General features: G+C 58.6%; 17 protein-coding genes. 3 read left to right on the plus strand and 14 right to left on the minus strand.

The window, feature by feature from the left end:
- Nucleotides 1-25: 25 nt before the first annotated feature.
- The 3 genes from AC2FLG_RS14745 to AC2FLG_RS14755 all read right to left on the minus strand — a co-directional run bounded on the left by AC2FLG_RS14745 (nt 26) and on the right by AC2FLG_RS14755 (nt 2,165).
- Nucleotides 26-568, minus strand: a complete 543-nt coding sequence (locus AC2FLG_RS14745; protein ID WP_496706776.1) for an NADPH-dependent FMN reductase — start codon at nt 566-568, stop codon at nt 26-28.
- A 115-nt stretch (nt 569-683) separates the two neighbouring features.
- Entirely contained in the window at nt 684-1,355 is a 672-nt protein-coding gene (locus AC2FLG_RS14750) for a YiaD family glycine zipper/OmpA-like lipoprotein (protein ID WP_142637036.1), read from the minus strand.
- Nucleotides 1,356-1,472: 117 nt separating this feature from the next.
- Nucleotides 1,473-2,165 (minus strand): helix-turn-helix transcriptional regulator, encoded by a 693-nt coding sequence (locus AC2FLG_RS14755; protein ID WP_271949714.1) that lies wholly within the window; start codon nt 2,163-2,165, stop codon nt 1,473-1,475.
- Between the two features lie 103 nt (nt 2,166-2,268).
- On the opposite strand from AC2FLG_RS14755, the gene AC2FLG_RS14760 reads away from it, so the two are divergent.
- Complete coding sequence (locus AC2FLG_RS14760) at nt 2,269-2,454, plus strand: hypothetical protein (RefSeq protein ID WP_496703340.1); 186 nt, start codon at nt 2,269-2,271, stop codon at nt 2,452-2,454.
- Between the two features lie 2 nt (nt 2,455-2,456).
- Here AC2FLG_RS14760 and AC2FLG_RS14765 read toward each other — a convergent pair whose 3' ends face one another.
- Complete coding sequence (locus tag AC2FLG_RS14765; protein ID WP_496706888.1) at nt 2,457-3,140, minus strand: RluA family pseudouridine synthase; 684 nt, start codon at nt 3,138-3,140, stop codon at nt 2,457-2,459.
- Between the two features lie 60 nt (nt 3,141-3,200).
- Between AC2FLG_RS14765 and AC2FLG_RS14770 the strand changes: the two genes are divergently transcribed.
- Nucleotides 3,201-3,611 carry a nuclear transport factor 2 family protein gene (locus AC2FLG_RS14770; protein WP_496706778.1) on the plus strand — a complete coding sequence of 137 codons (411 nt, stop codon included), beginning with the start codon at nt 3,201-3,203 and terminating at the stop codon, nt 3,609-3,611.
- On the plus strand, nt 3,608-4,324 hold the full coding sequence (locus AC2FLG_RS14775; RefSeq protein ID WP_496706779.1) for an SGNH/GDSL hydrolase family protein: 717 nt from the start codon (nt 3,608-3,610) through the stop codon (nt 4,322-4,324). The genes AC2FLG_RS14770 and AC2FLG_RS14775 overlap by 4 nt, the downstream gene beginning before the upstream one ends.
- Here AC2FLG_RS14775 and rarD read toward each other — a convergent pair.
- The 10 genes from rarD to AC2FLG_RS14825 all read right to left on the minus strand — a co-directional run bounded on the left by rarD (nt 4,315) and on the right by AC2FLG_RS14825 (nt 15,387).
- Nucleotides 4,315-5,217, minus strand: coding sequence for an EamA family transporter RarD (gene rarD / locus AC2FLG_RS14780; RefSeq protein ID WP_496706780.1), 903 nt, complete (start codon nt 5,215-5,217; stop codon nt 4,315-4,317). The genes AC2FLG_RS14775 and rarD overlap by 10 nt on opposite strands.
- Before the next feature lie 142 nt (nt 5,218-5,359).
- A complete protein-coding gene (locus AC2FLG_RS14785; RefSeq protein WP_496706782.1) occupies nt 5,360-7,813 on the minus strand; it encodes a GcvT family protein in 2,454 nt (817 codons plus the stop codon).
- Between the two features lie 89 nt (nt 7,814-7,902).
- A complete protein-coding gene (locus AC2FLG_RS14790; protein ID WP_496692502.1) occupies nt 7,903-8,877 on the minus strand; it encodes a GlxA family transcriptional regulator in 975 nt (324 codons plus the stop codon).
- An 11-nt stretch (nt 8,878-8,888) separates the two neighbouring features.
- Nucleotides 8,889-9,779, minus strand: a complete 891-nt coding sequence (locus AC2FLG_RS14795; RefSeq protein ID WP_496706784.1) for a homocysteine S-methyltransferase family protein — start codon at nt 9,777-9,779, stop codon at nt 8,889-8,891.
- A gap of 12 nt (nt 9,780-9,791) precedes the next feature.
- The gene (locus AC2FLG_RS14800) at nt 9,792-10,844 is read right to left on the minus strand and encodes an alcohol dehydrogenase family protein (RefSeq protein WP_496706785.1); all 1,053 of its coding nucleotides are present in this window, start codon (nt 10,842-10,844) and stop codon (nt 9,792-9,794) included.
- Nucleotides 10,845-10,846: 2 nt separating this feature from the next.
- Nucleotides 10,847-11,323 (minus strand): cupin domain-containing protein, encoded by a 477-nt coding sequence (locus tag AC2FLG_RS14805; RefSeq protein ID WP_271949698.1) that lies wholly within the window; start codon nt 11,321-11,323, stop codon nt 10,847-10,849.
- 19 nt (nt 11,324-11,342) lie between these two features.
- Complete coding sequence (locus AC2FLG_RS14810) at nt 11,343-13,793, minus strand: GcvT family protein (RefSeq protein ID WP_496706786.1); 2,451 nt, start codon at nt 13,791-13,793, stop codon at nt 11,343-11,345.
- Between the two features lie 15 nt (nt 13,794-13,808).
- Nucleotides 13,809-14,189, minus strand: coding sequence for a GFA family protein (locus tag AC2FLG_RS14815; RefSeq protein WP_142637055.1), 381 nt, complete (start codon nt 14,187-14,189; stop codon nt 13,809-13,811).
- Between the two features lie 5 nt (nt 14,190-14,194).
- Nucleotides 14,195-14,818: a LysE family translocator gene (locus AC2FLG_RS14820; RefSeq protein WP_281973074.1), complete on the minus strand. Its 624-nt coding sequence runs from the start codon at nt 14,816-14,818 to the stop codon at nt 14,195-14,197.
- Nucleotides 14,818-15,387, minus strand: a complete 570-nt coding sequence (locus AC2FLG_RS14825; protein WP_281973073.1) for a helix-turn-helix domain-containing protein — start codon at nt 15,385-15,387, stop codon at nt 14,818-14,820. Before AC2FLG_RS14825 ends, AC2FLG_RS14820 begins: the two co-directional genes overlap by 1 nt.
- Nucleotides 15,388-15,434 lie beyond the last annotated feature (47 nt).

Raw genomic sequence — 15,434 nt, forward strand, 5'->3', positions numbered from 1 at the left:
CATACGGGCAAGCAAACCGGCAGTTTCAGAAACCGGCCTCTGACCGCAAGTTCTGCATCAAGGTCCGAAGGGCGTTTTCATAGCGTTCGTTAACCAGCTTGCCCTGCGCGTCGAATTCGTTCGAACTGTCGGCCAGATGAATTTCCGGCCCTTGCAAGATGCGCGTCTGGAACGGAACCATATAGCTGCGCAGTATCATCTGTGCACGTTCCCCGCCGGCACGACCCGCAGCGGCAGACATCACCGCAACCGGCTTGTTCGCCCAAGGCTTGTCCTTGGTGCGGCTGACCCAGTCCAGCGCATTCTTCAACACACCTGACGGCGCTTTATTATATTCCGGCGTCGAAATGATGACCGCATCCGAACGGGCAATCTGATCCGCCAAAATCTGGACGGTCACGGGAACCCCTTCGCCTTCTTCAAGATCACCGTCATATAATGGCAAGTTCAAGTCAGCCTCGATATGAGTGCCCGGCTCAAACAGCCGCGCCGCCTCGCGAAGCAGTTTTCGGTTGGTGGCATTTTGGCGCAGCGAACCTGACAGGCTCAGAAGGATCGGTTCGGACATAAAAGGTCTCCGTTCAGGCGTTTTCCAGAAGGTAGCGCCTGATCACCGCCAGCCAAAGCCCACTTGACGCGCAGTCAATGTGCAAAAACGGGCACCTTGTCGGTGCCCGGTCACATCAGGTGTTGCCGTTGGGGATGATTTCGATATCGACCCGACGATTCCGCGCCTTCCCTTCGGGTGTGAGATTCGAGGCCGCAGGTCGGTTCTCACCCAAACCGATAGTGCTGATACGGGCCCCGTTCACACCATTGGCTTGCAGAACATCCGCCACGGACCTAGCCCGACGCTCAGATAGGGCCTGATTATAAGAGGCTTCGCCATCACTGTCCGTATGGCCAATGACCTGAACGGCCGAGTTGGGATATCTCACCAAGTTCTGACCCACCCGGACCAAATCAGAACGCAATGCAGGCCGCACAGTCGAGCTGTCGGTGTCAAAGGTGATGTCGTTGGGGACGGTAACAATCAGGCGGTCGCCCGCGTTGACGATTGTGATGCCGTCATTTGCCAGCTGCTGGCGCAACTCAGCCGCCTGACGGTCCAGTTGATTGCCGATAAGGCCGCCACCTGCTGCACCGATTGCACCACCAGCCAGCGCACCCAAAAGCGGATCCGAGTCGTTCGCAATGGCCCCGACACCGGCACCAACCAACCCACCCAAAAGCGCACCCTGTTTGGTATTTTGATTGGGGTCCGAGGGCAAGTTCAGCGTTCCGGGGTCGGTGCAGCCCGCCAAGAACAAGGCCGAGCAAAGCCCAGCAGAAACCACAAGCTTGGAAATCGTCATGATATCACCTTCTGCTCAGAGGCCCGTTTGCCGGGTCCCATTATTTGGCACAGTATATCGCGCTGCCCCCCCGCAGGCTCAAGCAACAATCAGGTGATATCGGCGAATACCCGCCGCTCAATGGGCCTCGGCAGGGGAACCCCATTGGTTCTGCTCCTGCCAGATCTCCCGCAGCGGCTGCCCTTGGCCGCAGAAATGATCGTCAACCATTTCGCAGGCCCAGACGCGATCGGTCCGAAAATGGCGAAAACCGTTGCGCAATTCGCACCACGCAACCAGCATCGTGCACTCGATATGATAGATCAGGGCAACCGGACGGACGACCCGTTCGGAGCGAACGTCTTGCGAGCTGACATATGTGAGGCGAAGCTTGCGCTCGTCCCGGATGGCTTCGCGGTAATTCACGACCGGGATACAGCCCTTGGCCGGATCATCAACCGGAGCCCCCCAAGGCGCGACCTGCAACCAGTCGGGACTTGCGCGCAGGCCTTCTATTTTCCGGCAAATGCGTTTGGCGGCTTCCTGCAGGGTACTGTCGCCAGTCCGTGCCAGCATTGACAGACCGACCCAAAGCGCCTCGACCTCTTCAGCGTCGAAGTTCAGTGGTGGCAAGTCATAGCCCCGCCGCATCAGATACCCGACGCCGGCTTCGCCCTCGATCGGTGTTCGTTGGGCCTGCAGTGCCGCGATGTCGCGATACACCGTGCGCACCGAGACTTCGAGCTTTTGCGCCAGCATCTCAGCGGTAACCGGAGCGTCGGCGGCACGCAGAATCTGGATGATTTCAAACAGGCGGGACGAACGGCGCATGGCAAACTCCGGTTTCTCTGCTGACACCTTAGCACACCCCCCTGACAACGCGCTGTCAGGAGTGATGCGGGATGCTGGTTCAACAATTCACAGGAGATTACTGATGCCCAGCCTCGACAATCACGTAATGATGACCCTGCAACTGGGACGCTGGTCCCAGGACCATACCCTGCGCGCCTTTGAAATCGAACGCGAGATCATGGCCAGCCGACAGCCCTGCGCTCCTAGGAAACGGGTCAGACGATTTTCACTGGGCAATCTCAAACTGCTTTGGACCAACCCCGCCTGACTCTAGAACTCGGCCTTGGCGCGAAACTTCATCGACGCCCCGCCATCGGGGTTCTTCAGCCGCAATTCCTCGGAATGCAACATCAGGCGCGGGAAGGCCCGTGCCTCACCTTTTGCATAGAACGGATCACCCAAAATCGGATGGCCCAGCGCCAGCATGTGAACCCGCAGCTGGTGCGAGCGCCCGGTTTTCGGGAACAGGCGTATGCGGGTAGTGTTGCCTTCATGTTTGACCACGCGCCAATCCGTCACCGCAGGTTTGCCGGTCTCATGGCAGACCATTTGGAGCGGCCGGTTGGGCCAGTCTACAATCAACGGCAGATCAACAGTTCCGGACTTTGACTCTACCATGCCCCAGACGCGGGCAATATAAGTCTTGCGAGTTTGACGCTGTTCGAACTGCATGCTCAGATTGCGCTGCGCATGAGGGGTTTGGGCAAAAACCATCACGCCCGAAGTGTCGCGGTCCAACCTGTGCACAAGCAGGGCTTGCGGGAACGCCGCCTGCACACGGGTCAACAGACAATCGGCCAGATGCTCTCCGCGACCCGGTACGGACAAAAGCCCCGAGGGCTTGTTCACCACAATCAGATGCGCATCTTCGTGCAGCACATCCAGCGGTGTTTTCGGGGGATCGTAGGTCTCGCTCATGCGGGTCTGCCTATCGCAAGCGACAACCTCCCGCAACGTCGCGCTTGCCTGAACTGAATAGTTCAGCAAATCATGCGACAACTCGGAGGAGAAACCATGCACCCAACAATCGAACAACTCAAAGATGTCATCACAAAAGGCGATGACAGTCTGATTCACGAGTTTCTGGCCGAAGACGTGCGTTTTCTGCCGCCGACCTACTACAGCACCTGGGCCGGGCGCGAACCCGTGGCGGCTCTGCTAGGGCATGTGGGGCAGGTATTCTCGGACTTCAGCTATCGTCGGATCATGGGTGACGGCAAAGACTGGGCGCTGGAATTTCAGTGCAAGGTTGGTGATCTGGATGCGGTTGGTGTGGACTTGATCCGGCTGAATGATGAAGGTTTGGTCGAAAAGTTCGAAGTGGTCATGCGCCCACTTAAAACCATTGCAGCCCTGCGCACCGAGATGATGGCACGCGTGGCAAAAGACCCTCGCTTTATCAATTTCAAGGACGCTTTGGGTTGACCAAGCCTTCCCGGATCGGAGCTGATCAGTTTCTGAGATTACCGCTGTTGCCACTATTGGCGGCACAGGGGATTTCAGTTCGACGAAAGGCGCGGTTCCTGCCCGAACCGACCGGGCCGCGCGAAGGCCGTGAAGGGCGCGGCCCGCGTTTGCGGTTGCTAATCGCAGGCGACAGCTCGGCAGCAGGTGTTGGCGCTGGCACCCAGGCGCAGGCTTTGTCCGGTCAGTTGGTCGCACAGCTAGCAAAAAGCCACAGTGTCGAATGGCGGCTCGAGGCTATGACAGGGCATACAACGCTGGATACACTGAAACGCCTTGACGGTCTGACAGATCAATTTGATGCCGCCATTACGGCGCTTGGCGTCAATGACGTCACCCGTGGCGTCACTAAAAAGCGGTTTGTCGAACACCAATCCCGTCTGATGCACCTGATCACCGACCAGCTTGGAGCCCGGCGTGTCGTTGTAACGGCCGTTCCCCAGATGGGTCGGTTTCCCGCCTTGCCTCAACCGCTTGCCTGGGTGCTGGGGCGTCAGGCAGCCCGCCTGGACCAAGGCCTGCAACAGATTGCGACCGGCTTCCCGCAAATCCGCCATCTGTCCATTGATTTACCCGATGACCCGGCGCTGGCCGCACCGGACGGCTATCATCCGAGCCCCAAAGCCTATGCGATCTGGGCGCAGAAGGCTGCCGAATTGCTGCGTCAGACCTGAGCGCGTATCTGCCGGATCATCGGGATCGAATAGACCACAAGTGCGGCCCAGATCAGCGGAAACGCAATCATGCGGCCACGGTCAATCTGCTCTCCAAAAACCGCGATGGCAGTCACAAAAATCATGGTCGGCGCGATGTATTGCAGGATGCCTATCGTCGACAGGCGCACCAGTTTGGCACCATTGGCATAGATCAGCAACGGCACCGCGGTCACCACCCCTGCCCCGGCCAGCAGCATGGTGTCGGTTGCGACCAGCCCGAAATGCCCCGTCCCGTTGATCCCCAGCCAAGTCACATAAACCAATGCGGGGATCAGCAGGATCAGCACTTCCAGCAAGAACCCCTGATTTGGCCCGATGGGGAGTGAGCGTTTGAAGAAGGCGTAGAACCCCCAGCTGAACATAAGCCCCAGCGCCGCCCAAGGCAGGCTTCCGGCCTCTACAACAAGAACCACCACCCCGGCTGCGGCCAACCCAACAGCAATCAGCTGCGTCCGGTTCAAAGGTTCGCGCAGCAGCACCGCGCCCAGCGCGATACTGAACAGCGGATTTATGTAATAGCCCAGCGCTGCGTCCAGCGCATGCCCACTGGCTATGGCCCAGACATAGATCGCCCAGTTCACCGATATCAATGCAGCCGTCAGACAGGCCATGCCCAGCATCTTGGGATCGCGCAAAGCTGACTTCAGATCCCGCGTCCGCCCCAGTGCGATCAGCAATAGTCCGGCAACGGGTACAGACCAGATGATCCGATGCGCTACGATCTCAACCGGTCCGATATGGGCCATCGCCTTCATGTATATGGGCAAGAAGCCCCACAAAACATAGGCCGTTACCGCCAGAACAAGTCCTTTTGGCGTATCGGCATTTTGTGTGGGTGTTGCGTCAGCCATTGCGGATCTCCGGGAATACCGGTCGTCTTTACGGCAACCCGGACATACTTGGGAACCGCGAAAACTGTGAAGCAACCCATCAGGATATTTGATATGTGAGACCAGAACAAAGCCGGAGCGCCGCAGCGCTCCGACAATTTGATTACACTTTGACGCGTTCGGATTTCGGATCGTACATCGGTTTCAACGATGCCTCGGCCATTACCTTCACGCCGCACACGTCAATCTCATAGGTTGACCCCAGAAGATCCGCCGCCTTCTCACCCTCGCAGGGCACATAGCCCATACCGATAGCGCCACCCAAAGTATGACCATAATTGCCCGAGCTGAGATAACCGACATATTCCCCGTCCCGCACGATCGGTTCATTATGGAACAACAGCGGTTCCGGGTCGGTCAGGCGGAACTGAACCAGACGGTTTTTGGGCCCGCTTTCCTTGCGGGCAATCACTGCTTCGCGCCCGATAAAGTCACAGCCTTTGTCCACCTTGACCGCAAAACCAAGCCCGGCATCCACGACGTTGTCCTCGCACGTGATGTCATGACCAAAATGGCGAAAACCCTTTTCGATCCGGCAACTGTCCATCATGTGCATGCCACAGAGTTTCAGGTCCATGTCCTGACCGGCCTCATGCAGCGTCTCGAACACATGGCCCGCCATATCGGCGGACATGTAGATCTCCCATCCCAGCTCGCCCACATAGGTCACCCGATGAGCGCGGGCCAGGCCCATGCCAATCTCAATCTCTTGTGCGGTGCCAAAGGGGTTGGTCGCGTTCGAGAAATCCGCCGGCGAGACCTTTTCCAGCAAAGCGCGCGCATTGGGGCCCATCACGGCCAAAACGCCTTCGCCAGCGGTGACATCGGTTATGACCACGTTGAAGCTACCTACATGGCGCATCATCCAGGTCTGGTCCGCCAGCCGCGTCGCCGCCGGGGTCACGACCAGATAGGCGGTCTCGGTCAGACGGGTCACCGTCACATCCGCCTCGATCCCGCCGGTGCGGTTTAGGAACTGGGTATAGACGATCTTGCCGTTCGGCACCGAATAATCGCCGCCCCCGATATAGTTCATGAACGCCTCGGCATCCGGTCCTTCAACGCGAATCTTGCCAAAAGAAGACATGTCGTACATGCCCACATTCTCGCGCACCGCGCGGTGTTCAGCAGCTGAGTTCTCGAACCAATTCTGACGTTTCCAACTGTACTGGTATTCGCGCTCCTGCCCCGGATTTGCGTACCAGTTTGCACGCTCCCAGCCCGCCAGTTCACCAAACACCGCGCCCTGCTCTTTCAGATGGTGATGGAACGGGGTGCGCCGAACACCGCGCGCAGTGGCTTTCTGGCGATAGGGGTAGTGGTCGGCATAGAGCAGGCCCAGCGTCTCTTTCGAACGCTCAAACAGATATTGCTTATTGCCCTGAAACGGTTGCATCCGGCTGATATCCACATCGCCCAGATCAAACGGTTTCTCGCCGCTATCCATCCATTCCGCCAGCGCCATGCCCGCACCGCCTGCAGATTGAATGCCGATCGAGTTGAAGCCCGCTGCGACCCAGACATTGTCCATCTCGGGCGCGAGACCCAGATGATAAGCGTCATCCGGAGTAAAGGATTCAGGGCCGTTGAAAAAGGTATGAATGCCCGCCTCCGCCAACATCGGCATCCGGTTACACGCCGCTTCTAGAATGGGCTCGAAATGATCAAAATCTTCGGGCAGCTGATCGAATTCGAAACTGTCCGGGATGCCCTTCATCGCCCAAGGTTTGGCATTGGGCTCAAACGCGCCCAGCAGGATTTTACCGGCATCTTCCTTGTAATAGGCGCATTCATCGGGCACTCGCAGAACCGGCAGTTGCGAAAGCCCGTCAATGCCTTCGGTGACGATGTAGAAATGTTCGCAGGCGTGCAGCGGGACGTTCACACCGGCCATGCGGCCGACCTCGTGCCCCCACATGCCGGCACAGTTCACCACCATGTCGCATTCAATATGACCCGAAGCGCTGCCGTCATCGGCAACCCAGTCCACACCGGTCACAGTGCGACCTTGTTTAGTGATGTCGGTGACCTTCACTCGTTCCTTGGTAATGGCACCGCGTTGCCGCGCGCCCTTAGCCAGGGCCAGCGCGATATTGGCCGGGTCACCCTGCCCGTCCAGCGGAAGATAGACCGCGCCCTTGACGTCTTCGACATTCAGATGCGGATACATCTCTTTGACGCGGTCATTGGAAATCTCTTCGACCTCGACGCCAAAGGCGCGGGCCATGGCGGCCAGGCGATAGATCTCTTCACGGCGTTCCTCGGTCAGCGCCACGGTGATCGATCCACAGCGCCTAAGCCCGGTGGACACACCGGTTTCCTCTTCCAGCGCGCCGTAAAGCTCCTGCGTGTATTTCGCCAGTTTGGTCATGTTGGACGAGGCCCGCAGCTGAGCGATCAGACCCGCCGCATGCCATGTGGTGCCGCTGGTCAACTGCTTGCGTTCAAGCAGCACAACATCACTCCAACCTTTCTTGGTCAGATGATAGGCGACCGAGCATCCGATGACGCCGCCGCCGATGATGACAACTCGGGCTTTGTTTGGAAGATCAACCATCCTGAGGTCTCCGCTGAATCAGGTTTTGGGCACGTTGCCATGGAAGATCGACAATAAATGCACCAAAAGCGTCATGTTATGGGCGATTTTCACCTATGTGACGCAGCCCGTCTTTCGCGTCTCAGAACAAAGGGCGTGACCCCGAAAAAGCTTTTGTAGACCGATGAGAAACCGTTCGGAAAGCCGCAGGCCAGACCGATTTCCCGAACGCTCATCGTGGTGTTCAGCAGCAGGTTGTTAGCCTTCGCCAGCCGCATCTCGCGATAGAAACCGTTTGGACTGGTGCCAAAGAAAGCTTTGAATTTTCGCTCAAGCGATCGGTTCGAAAGATTTAACGCCTCGACAATTTGCTGGATGGGTAAGGGGTCTTCGATATTGGCCTGCATCAGCTTGATACATTGATCCAGCTTGGCGTCCCCAGTAGCTGTCAGTTGCGCCCCCGAGAAAGGCTGCATCGATGAAAAGTCGCGGATGTTTTCGTGCAGCATGATATTGGCCACCGTCATCTTGGCAGGCCCTGAGATGTGGCGTCCGATCACGGACAAAGCAATATCGGTTGTCGCCTCCATCCCTGCGCAGGTCACGACCTGGCCCTGTTCTGTGGCTATCGACAGCTTCGCCTCGAACCGGGCCCCGCGTTCACTCAGGAAAGAGGCGTTTTCCCAATGGGTCGCCATGTCTGCGGAGCCGAATTCGTCGATATAGCGGCTGGCAGCTTCGGCCAGCAAAAAGACCTGAGCACCTCGGAACGTATAGTCCGATACAACCCGTCCGATGGACAGATCGGGGTGGTCAGGGTCGGAATTTCCGATCACAAACAGATAATCCGCCTTGGGATGGGTTGATACAGGTTCAGTTTGGACCGTCGCATCGCTGCTGCTGGCAACGGGCCCACCTTTCAGAGACCGATAGGTAAAGCTGAAGGGCGGGTTGGGGCAGACGCGGTTGGCCAGCCTCAGAACCTCAATCAATGCGGCAAGCTCCAACAGCACATAGCCCGGCGCGACCAGAACATCGAAATGTATCTGCGCCTTGTCGGTCAAGCTATCTGGTCGTTGCCGCATCTTTACCCCCTTCAGACGATGCTGTGGCCAGCAGCGCACAGCCGATCTGCCAGTCGCTGAATGTGATCGGGACCGACTTCGCAGCATCCGCCGATGATAGTTGCACCCTGCGCCACCCACCCCATCGCCTGATCAGCATATTCATCCGGCCCAAGGTCGTGGCGCTGTTGCAGCGCATCGACGGTTGGGGCGTCCTGTAGAAATTCCTGGGTAATCCCGGTGAAGCCATTGGCATATGCCCCAAACGGACGCCCGAAGGTAGCGATAATATTCAGCGCAGCAGGCACCGCCTCCGGGCGTGAGCAGTTGATCAGCACGGCCTCAGGCGTAAAGCGATCAACCAAAGATGCTATTCCCGACAATGGCTCACCCGACCGCAGCCGCGTCCCATCATCATCCATCACGGACAGCGCAAGCCAGACCGGCTTGTCTGCCTGTTCCGTTCCACGCAACGCGCCTTCGGCCTCTTGCACCGACGACACGGTTTCGATCAGGAACAGGTCAACGCGATCTGCCATCATCGCCACCAGTTCGGCGAATTTCTCTGCCGCCTCTTCGACCTCTGGATTCAGGTCCGGCCGGTAAGAGGCGAGAAGCGGACCCAAAGCCCCAGCGATGCGCCTACCCGCCGGGCGCGCACGCTCGGCCTGCGACAGGGCCGCCTCGATCAGATCTGGCAGCTGATCACCCAAGCCGACACGGTCCAGGCGCGACCGGTGAACAGCATAGGTATTTGTCGTGGCCACAGTCGCACCGCGTGAGAAATAATCCGCATGCACATCCCCGACCAACTCGGGATGGTCCATCATCACCCGGGTCGACCACAAAGGCGTCGGCGCATCACCGCTGCGTTTGACCAGTTCCTGTCCGATAGACCCATCCAGAAGGGTTATATCTGCCATCAATGAACCTCCTCAGGGAACCAGAACCAGTTTTCCCGGAAACGTTTTTGACTGAAAGTCCTCTTGCGCCGTCGCAATGTCTTTCAGCGGATAGGTTTTTGAAATCATCGGTTTGATCCGCCCCGCATTCATCAGTTCGACCAGGCGACCGAAGACCTCGAACGGCTGATGGGTGCTGCCGTGAATGGTGATGTCGCGCAGATAGATATCCCGCAGATCGGCTTGAACCATCGGGCCAGCAATCGCACCCGCAACGGCATAGTGACCGCCGGGTTTCAGCGCCAGGATCAGGTCAGCCCATGCAGGCCCGCCCACCACGTCAATGACCACGTCGAACATGTCGGTGGGCAGCGACGCATCCCGGTCGAACGTGGCGGTCGCGCCCTGGCTTTTCACCGCTTCGGCCTTGGCCGCACCGGTCACGCCCCAAACCGAGGCACCGCGCAGCGCCGCCAGTTGCACAGCGGCAAGGCCGACGCCACCGGATGCGCCGGTGATCAGCACTTTTTGCCCGGCAGTCACACCGGATCGGGTCAGCAAAGCCTCGGCAGTTCCGAATGCGCAGGGGATGGCGGCAATTTCAATATCGGACAGGGGTGAGGCGCTGACATCGTAAAGGTCATCGGCCTGCACCAGACAATATTGCGCAAAGGCGCCGTCAATCTCGGACCCAAGCACGATGAAGCCTGTTGGGTTGCCCGGTCGCGGACGTGGCAGGTTGATCGGGCAGGTCACGCGCTGGCCCGGGGTGAACCCGGTCTCGGGCCCCGCGATTTCGACGATGCCGCAAAGGTCACCGCCCTGAATGCGCGGGAAGTTCAACGCGCCGCCCCAGCCTCCGGCTTCGACCTCTTGATCCACGGCATCTGTGGCGCCGGTCACGTCCGAAGAATACCAGCCGATACGGGTGTTGATATCGGTGTTGTTCACCCCGGCTGCGGCCACACGGACCAGAACCTGCCCCGGCGCAGGGGTTGGGACGGGTATATCGTCACGCCATTCCAGCGCCTCGGGCCCGCCGTGACAGGTCAGGAATACACCGGACATCGTTTTAGGCAGTGTCATGATCAGACCTCGTCATCGGGATGAGGCGGCACAGAGCCCATCGGGACAATGTCATACCGCGCGTTCAATTCGGCCATTTTCACCTCATCGGCGAAGTCCGCCTCGGTCATCTTGGCCAGCTCAGCAAGGAAGCCGTCAAAACCGGCAGGTTGGAAAATCATCAGCATCTTGGCTGGTGCTTTACCAGCAACGCGGCAGGCATGCGGCATACCGGGCGGCACATGCATCGTGCTGCCCGGCCCACAGCGATGCCAGTCGCCATCAACGTAGAAGTCCACTTCGCCTTCCAGAAAATAGAAGCTTTCGGCATGGGTTTCATGGCGATGAAGGCCAAGCGCAAAGCTGGCCTTCAGATTGTCTTCCATGAGCGTATAGGCGCCATCAGTATCCCGGGTCGAAACCTTCACAAATGTGTGGTCATTTTCCCAGTCATAATTGAGGCCCTCTCCGGGCCCCCGTTTTGAATAACGCGTGCTCATGCAGGTCTCCTTCGGGCGATCAGGCGCGCAGCCGCTCGTTTTCTGGATCCCAGAGCGGTTTATCGTCCTGTACCACGGCGCGCCGCTTTTCACCGAAGATTTCGATTTCAAGCTCGGTACCTGCCACCGCCAATTCGGGACGGATCATGCCCAGCGCAATGGATTGGCCAACGCGATACCCCCAAGCGCCCGAGGTGGTTTCGCCAACGATCTCGCCGTTGTGCCAGATACAGGACATGTAGGGTGCATCCGCGTCACCTGCCTCGACCAACATAGTGGCAAACGCCTTTTTCACGCCCTGCTGCTTTTCGTTCAGGATCGCGGCCTTGCCGGGGAAGTCCTGCGGTTTGTCAAGTTTGACGAACCGTTCCAACCCGCCTTCCAACAGAGAGTAATCAGTGGACAGATCGCCTTTCCAAGCCCGATAACCCTTTTCGATGCGCAGAGAGTTCAGGGCGTACATCCCGAACGGTTTGGCACCAGCGTCAAGGATCGCGCCATAGATCGCGGGCATATGGTCGTTCAGCGCGTGAACCTCCCAGCCAAGTTCTCCCGCAAACGAGACGCGGATCAGGAATGCGGGCTGACCTGCAACCGTGGCCGATTGATGGGTCAGCCAGCCACTGGACAGGTCCGCATCGCTCAGCCCCGCCAGAATGTCGCGCGATTTTGGACCTGTCACGATCAGCGTGTCACGAGTGGTGGTGACATCCTCGACGGTGACGCCAGTGGGCATTGCCTCGGTCAGGATATCGCGGTCATGCCATTGCGCTGTAGCGGCCGTGATCATGACGAACTCGTCATCGCCGAGGCGGATACAGGACATTTCGGTCAGGATCCGGCCGCGACCATCTGAGATATAGACCAGGTTGATGCGACCCACCTTGGGCAAACCGCCGGTGACCAGCGACCGCAGCGCCTCGGCGGCACCCTCACCTTTTACGATGAAACGCGAAAATCCGGGCAAGTCCAATACGCCGCAATGATCACGGACAGCCTCGCACTCTTCCTTGATCCGCTTCTCCCATGGCCCCGAACGGCCCCAGGTATGGGTCGCTTCTTCAGAGGTATCGTCGCCCGGTTGCGCAAACCAGTTGGCGCGTTCCCAGCCGTTATAGGGCCCCATCACGCCGCCCAATTCCTTGACCTTGGTGTGGACAGGCGACAGCTTTTTGTCGCGCGCGGCGGGCCATTCATGGTGCGGGAAATGCATGGCGTATTCGTTGCCATAGACCTCAAGCCCCTTCTGGTTGCAGTAATCCTGATCGGTGTAATCGGTGTAACGGCGCGGATCGACGGCCCACATATCCCACTCAGTTGCGCCATCGACGATCCATTCGGCCAGCACCTTGCCGGCACCACCGCCCTGCGCAATGCCGAAGGTAAAGGTATGCGCCTCAAACGCGTTGGTCACGCCCGGCATCGGGCCAACCAGCGGCAGCCCGTCCGGCGCGTAGGGGATGGGCCCGTTGATCACCCGACCCACACCCGAGGTCCCCATCAGCGGCACCCGCTCCATCGCGTCGGTGACGATGTCTTCGATCCGGTCCAGATCATCATTCCATAGCTGGAAACTGAAATCCTCGGGCATCGGATCATCCTCGGTCATCCAGTGGCCCTTGCAGTTGGGCTCATAGGGGCCGAGGTTGAATCCGTTCTTCTCCTGCCGAAGGTAATAGGAGATATCCACGTCGCGCAGCAGCGGCAGCTTTTTACCGCCATTGGCCTTTGACCATTCCTCGATCTCGGGCACTTCGTCGGTCAGCAGGTACTGGTGGCTCATCACCATGGCCGGAACGGTGCGACCGCCGAAGGGCTTGAACCATTCACCCACGCGCTGGGCGTAATACCCGGCGGCATTGACCACGTGGTCTGCTTCGATATCGCCCTTGTCAGTATGCACGATCCAGGTCTTGTCTTCCTTCTGGGTCACACCCGTGGCCGGGCAGAAACGCAGGATCTTCGCCCCCATGTCGCGCGCACCCTTGGCCAGTGCCTGGGTCAGCTGCGCCGGGTCGATATCGCCATCGGTCGGGTCGAACAGAACACCCTCAAGGTCATGAGTTTCCAGGAACGGGTAATGCTCTTTGGCCTGTTCGGGTGACCACATCTCCATCTCGATGCCCTGATAACGGCCCATCGCCATTGCCCGCTCGAACTCCTGCACCCGCTCTTTCGAATGGGCCAACCGGATTGAGCCGGACTGGTGATAGTTCATCGGATAGTCGACCTCTTCACCCAGCCGCGCATAAAGCTCGGTCGAATAGCGCTGCATGTTCATGATCGCCCAAGAGGTCGAAAAGGTCGGCACGTTGCCAGCTGCATGCCAGGTCGACCCGGCGGTCAGCTCGTTTTTCTCCAGCAGAACACAATCGGTCCAGCCCTTTTTGGCCAGATGATACAGGGACGATGTCCCCACCACTCCGCCACCGATAATAACCACGCGGGCTTTTGTCGGAAAATCACTCATGTCTTTCAGTCCCTGTTACTGTGCCTCTTGAGGCAGATCGTCCGTGATGTCGTAGTAATCGCCTTTGTCAGCCACAAATATATGGCGGGCGAGGGTCAGTCCGGTGGGTGCATCCAGCGCCCCCATAGCAATGGCAATCCGGTCTTCGTCCTTATGCTGCCAGAACAGATAAGAGCCGCAGGCGTTGCAAAATCCCCGTCGGGCGATGTCGGAAGCACGAAACCAGCTCAGCGTATCGCTGGCGGTGAAGGTGATGTCGTCTTGATGGGCCGAGGTCGAGGCCCAGACATGACCCGACTGTTTGCGGCATTGACCGCAATGGCAGGCCGAGGCGGCAGGAAGATCGCCTTCGATCTTGAACGCAACCGAGCCGCACAGACAGGAACCTGTATGCATTTCGCTTATCCCCTTGCTGCTGGCGCGCTGGTGGTGCCCAGCAACACGCCATAAATGATGAAACAGGTGGCCATGACCCGGCGTACCCAAATGTTGAACACGGCCCCCAGCGCGGCCCGCCCCATAAGCGCACCTAGAAGAGTGAACCCGATGTAGCTGAGCGTTGTGATGATCAGCGCCGTTGGCATGATGACCAACATTTGCTCCCAGATCGGCACATCCGGCTGCACGAATTGCGAGAATGCAGCAAGATAACCCGCGACGCTTTTGGGGTTGATTGTCGCGACGGCCAGCGCGTGCAGATAGACATGCCGTGCAGGGCGTTCGGATATAGGGGCGGGATTTGCTGCAGCCTTCCAGCCTCGGACACCCAGCCAGATCAGAAACCCTGCACCCACCAGCTTGGCGATGAAGAATCCGGTGGGTGAGGCCGCGATCAAGGCCGTCACCCCAAGCGCCGACAAAACCAAAAAGGCGCTGGCTTGGGTCAGGATCGCCAAGACACCCAGCATCGCTTTTGCGAAGGGCAGGCTCATCCCGTTCGAGATACAGTTCACCGCGTTAGGCCCCGGTGTGGTTACAAACACCACCCAGAACAGCGCGAATATGGTCCAGGCCTCGAAACTCATCAGTACACCGGAGGGGCGATGACCCAGATGACCACAGCGGGCTCATCATGAGGGTTCGCCCAAATATAGGGTTCGTTCTTGATCCGAAAACTGTCACCGGGCCCAACCGAAAAGCTTTGCGCGCCGATGGTCAGATTCAACTGACCGGAAATCACATAGCCAACCTCTTGCGTGGGGCGGTCCGCCGGGTTCTGCATCTTGGAATGCGGCTTAAAGGTGGAATGCACCATCTCAAAATCGTCAGTCAGATCGGGTGACAGCAGTTCCTCAATCAGACCTTCTTCGCCCGACCCCATAGGGCGGCGCGACCCGGCGCGCACGACATAGCCTTGTTCATTGGCGGGGGCGGCAGAATGGGCGAACAGCATGGACATCGGCACACCCAGACATTCCGCGATCTGACGCAGGTCTGAAATTGACGGTTCGGACTTGTCGCGTTCAACCTGGCTGAGCCATCCGACCGACCGGTTCAACCGCTCTGCGATCTCGGTCAGCGTCAACCCACGCGCCTTACGCAATGCGCGAATGTCGGCTCCGAGCGTTGCACTGTGGGGGGCTTGGCTGTTCACCGAACTCTCCGATATCTGGTGAAATTTTCCTCGTGTTTTTCACGATG

The organism is Ruegeria sp. CDSA193 (assembly GCF_059611885.1).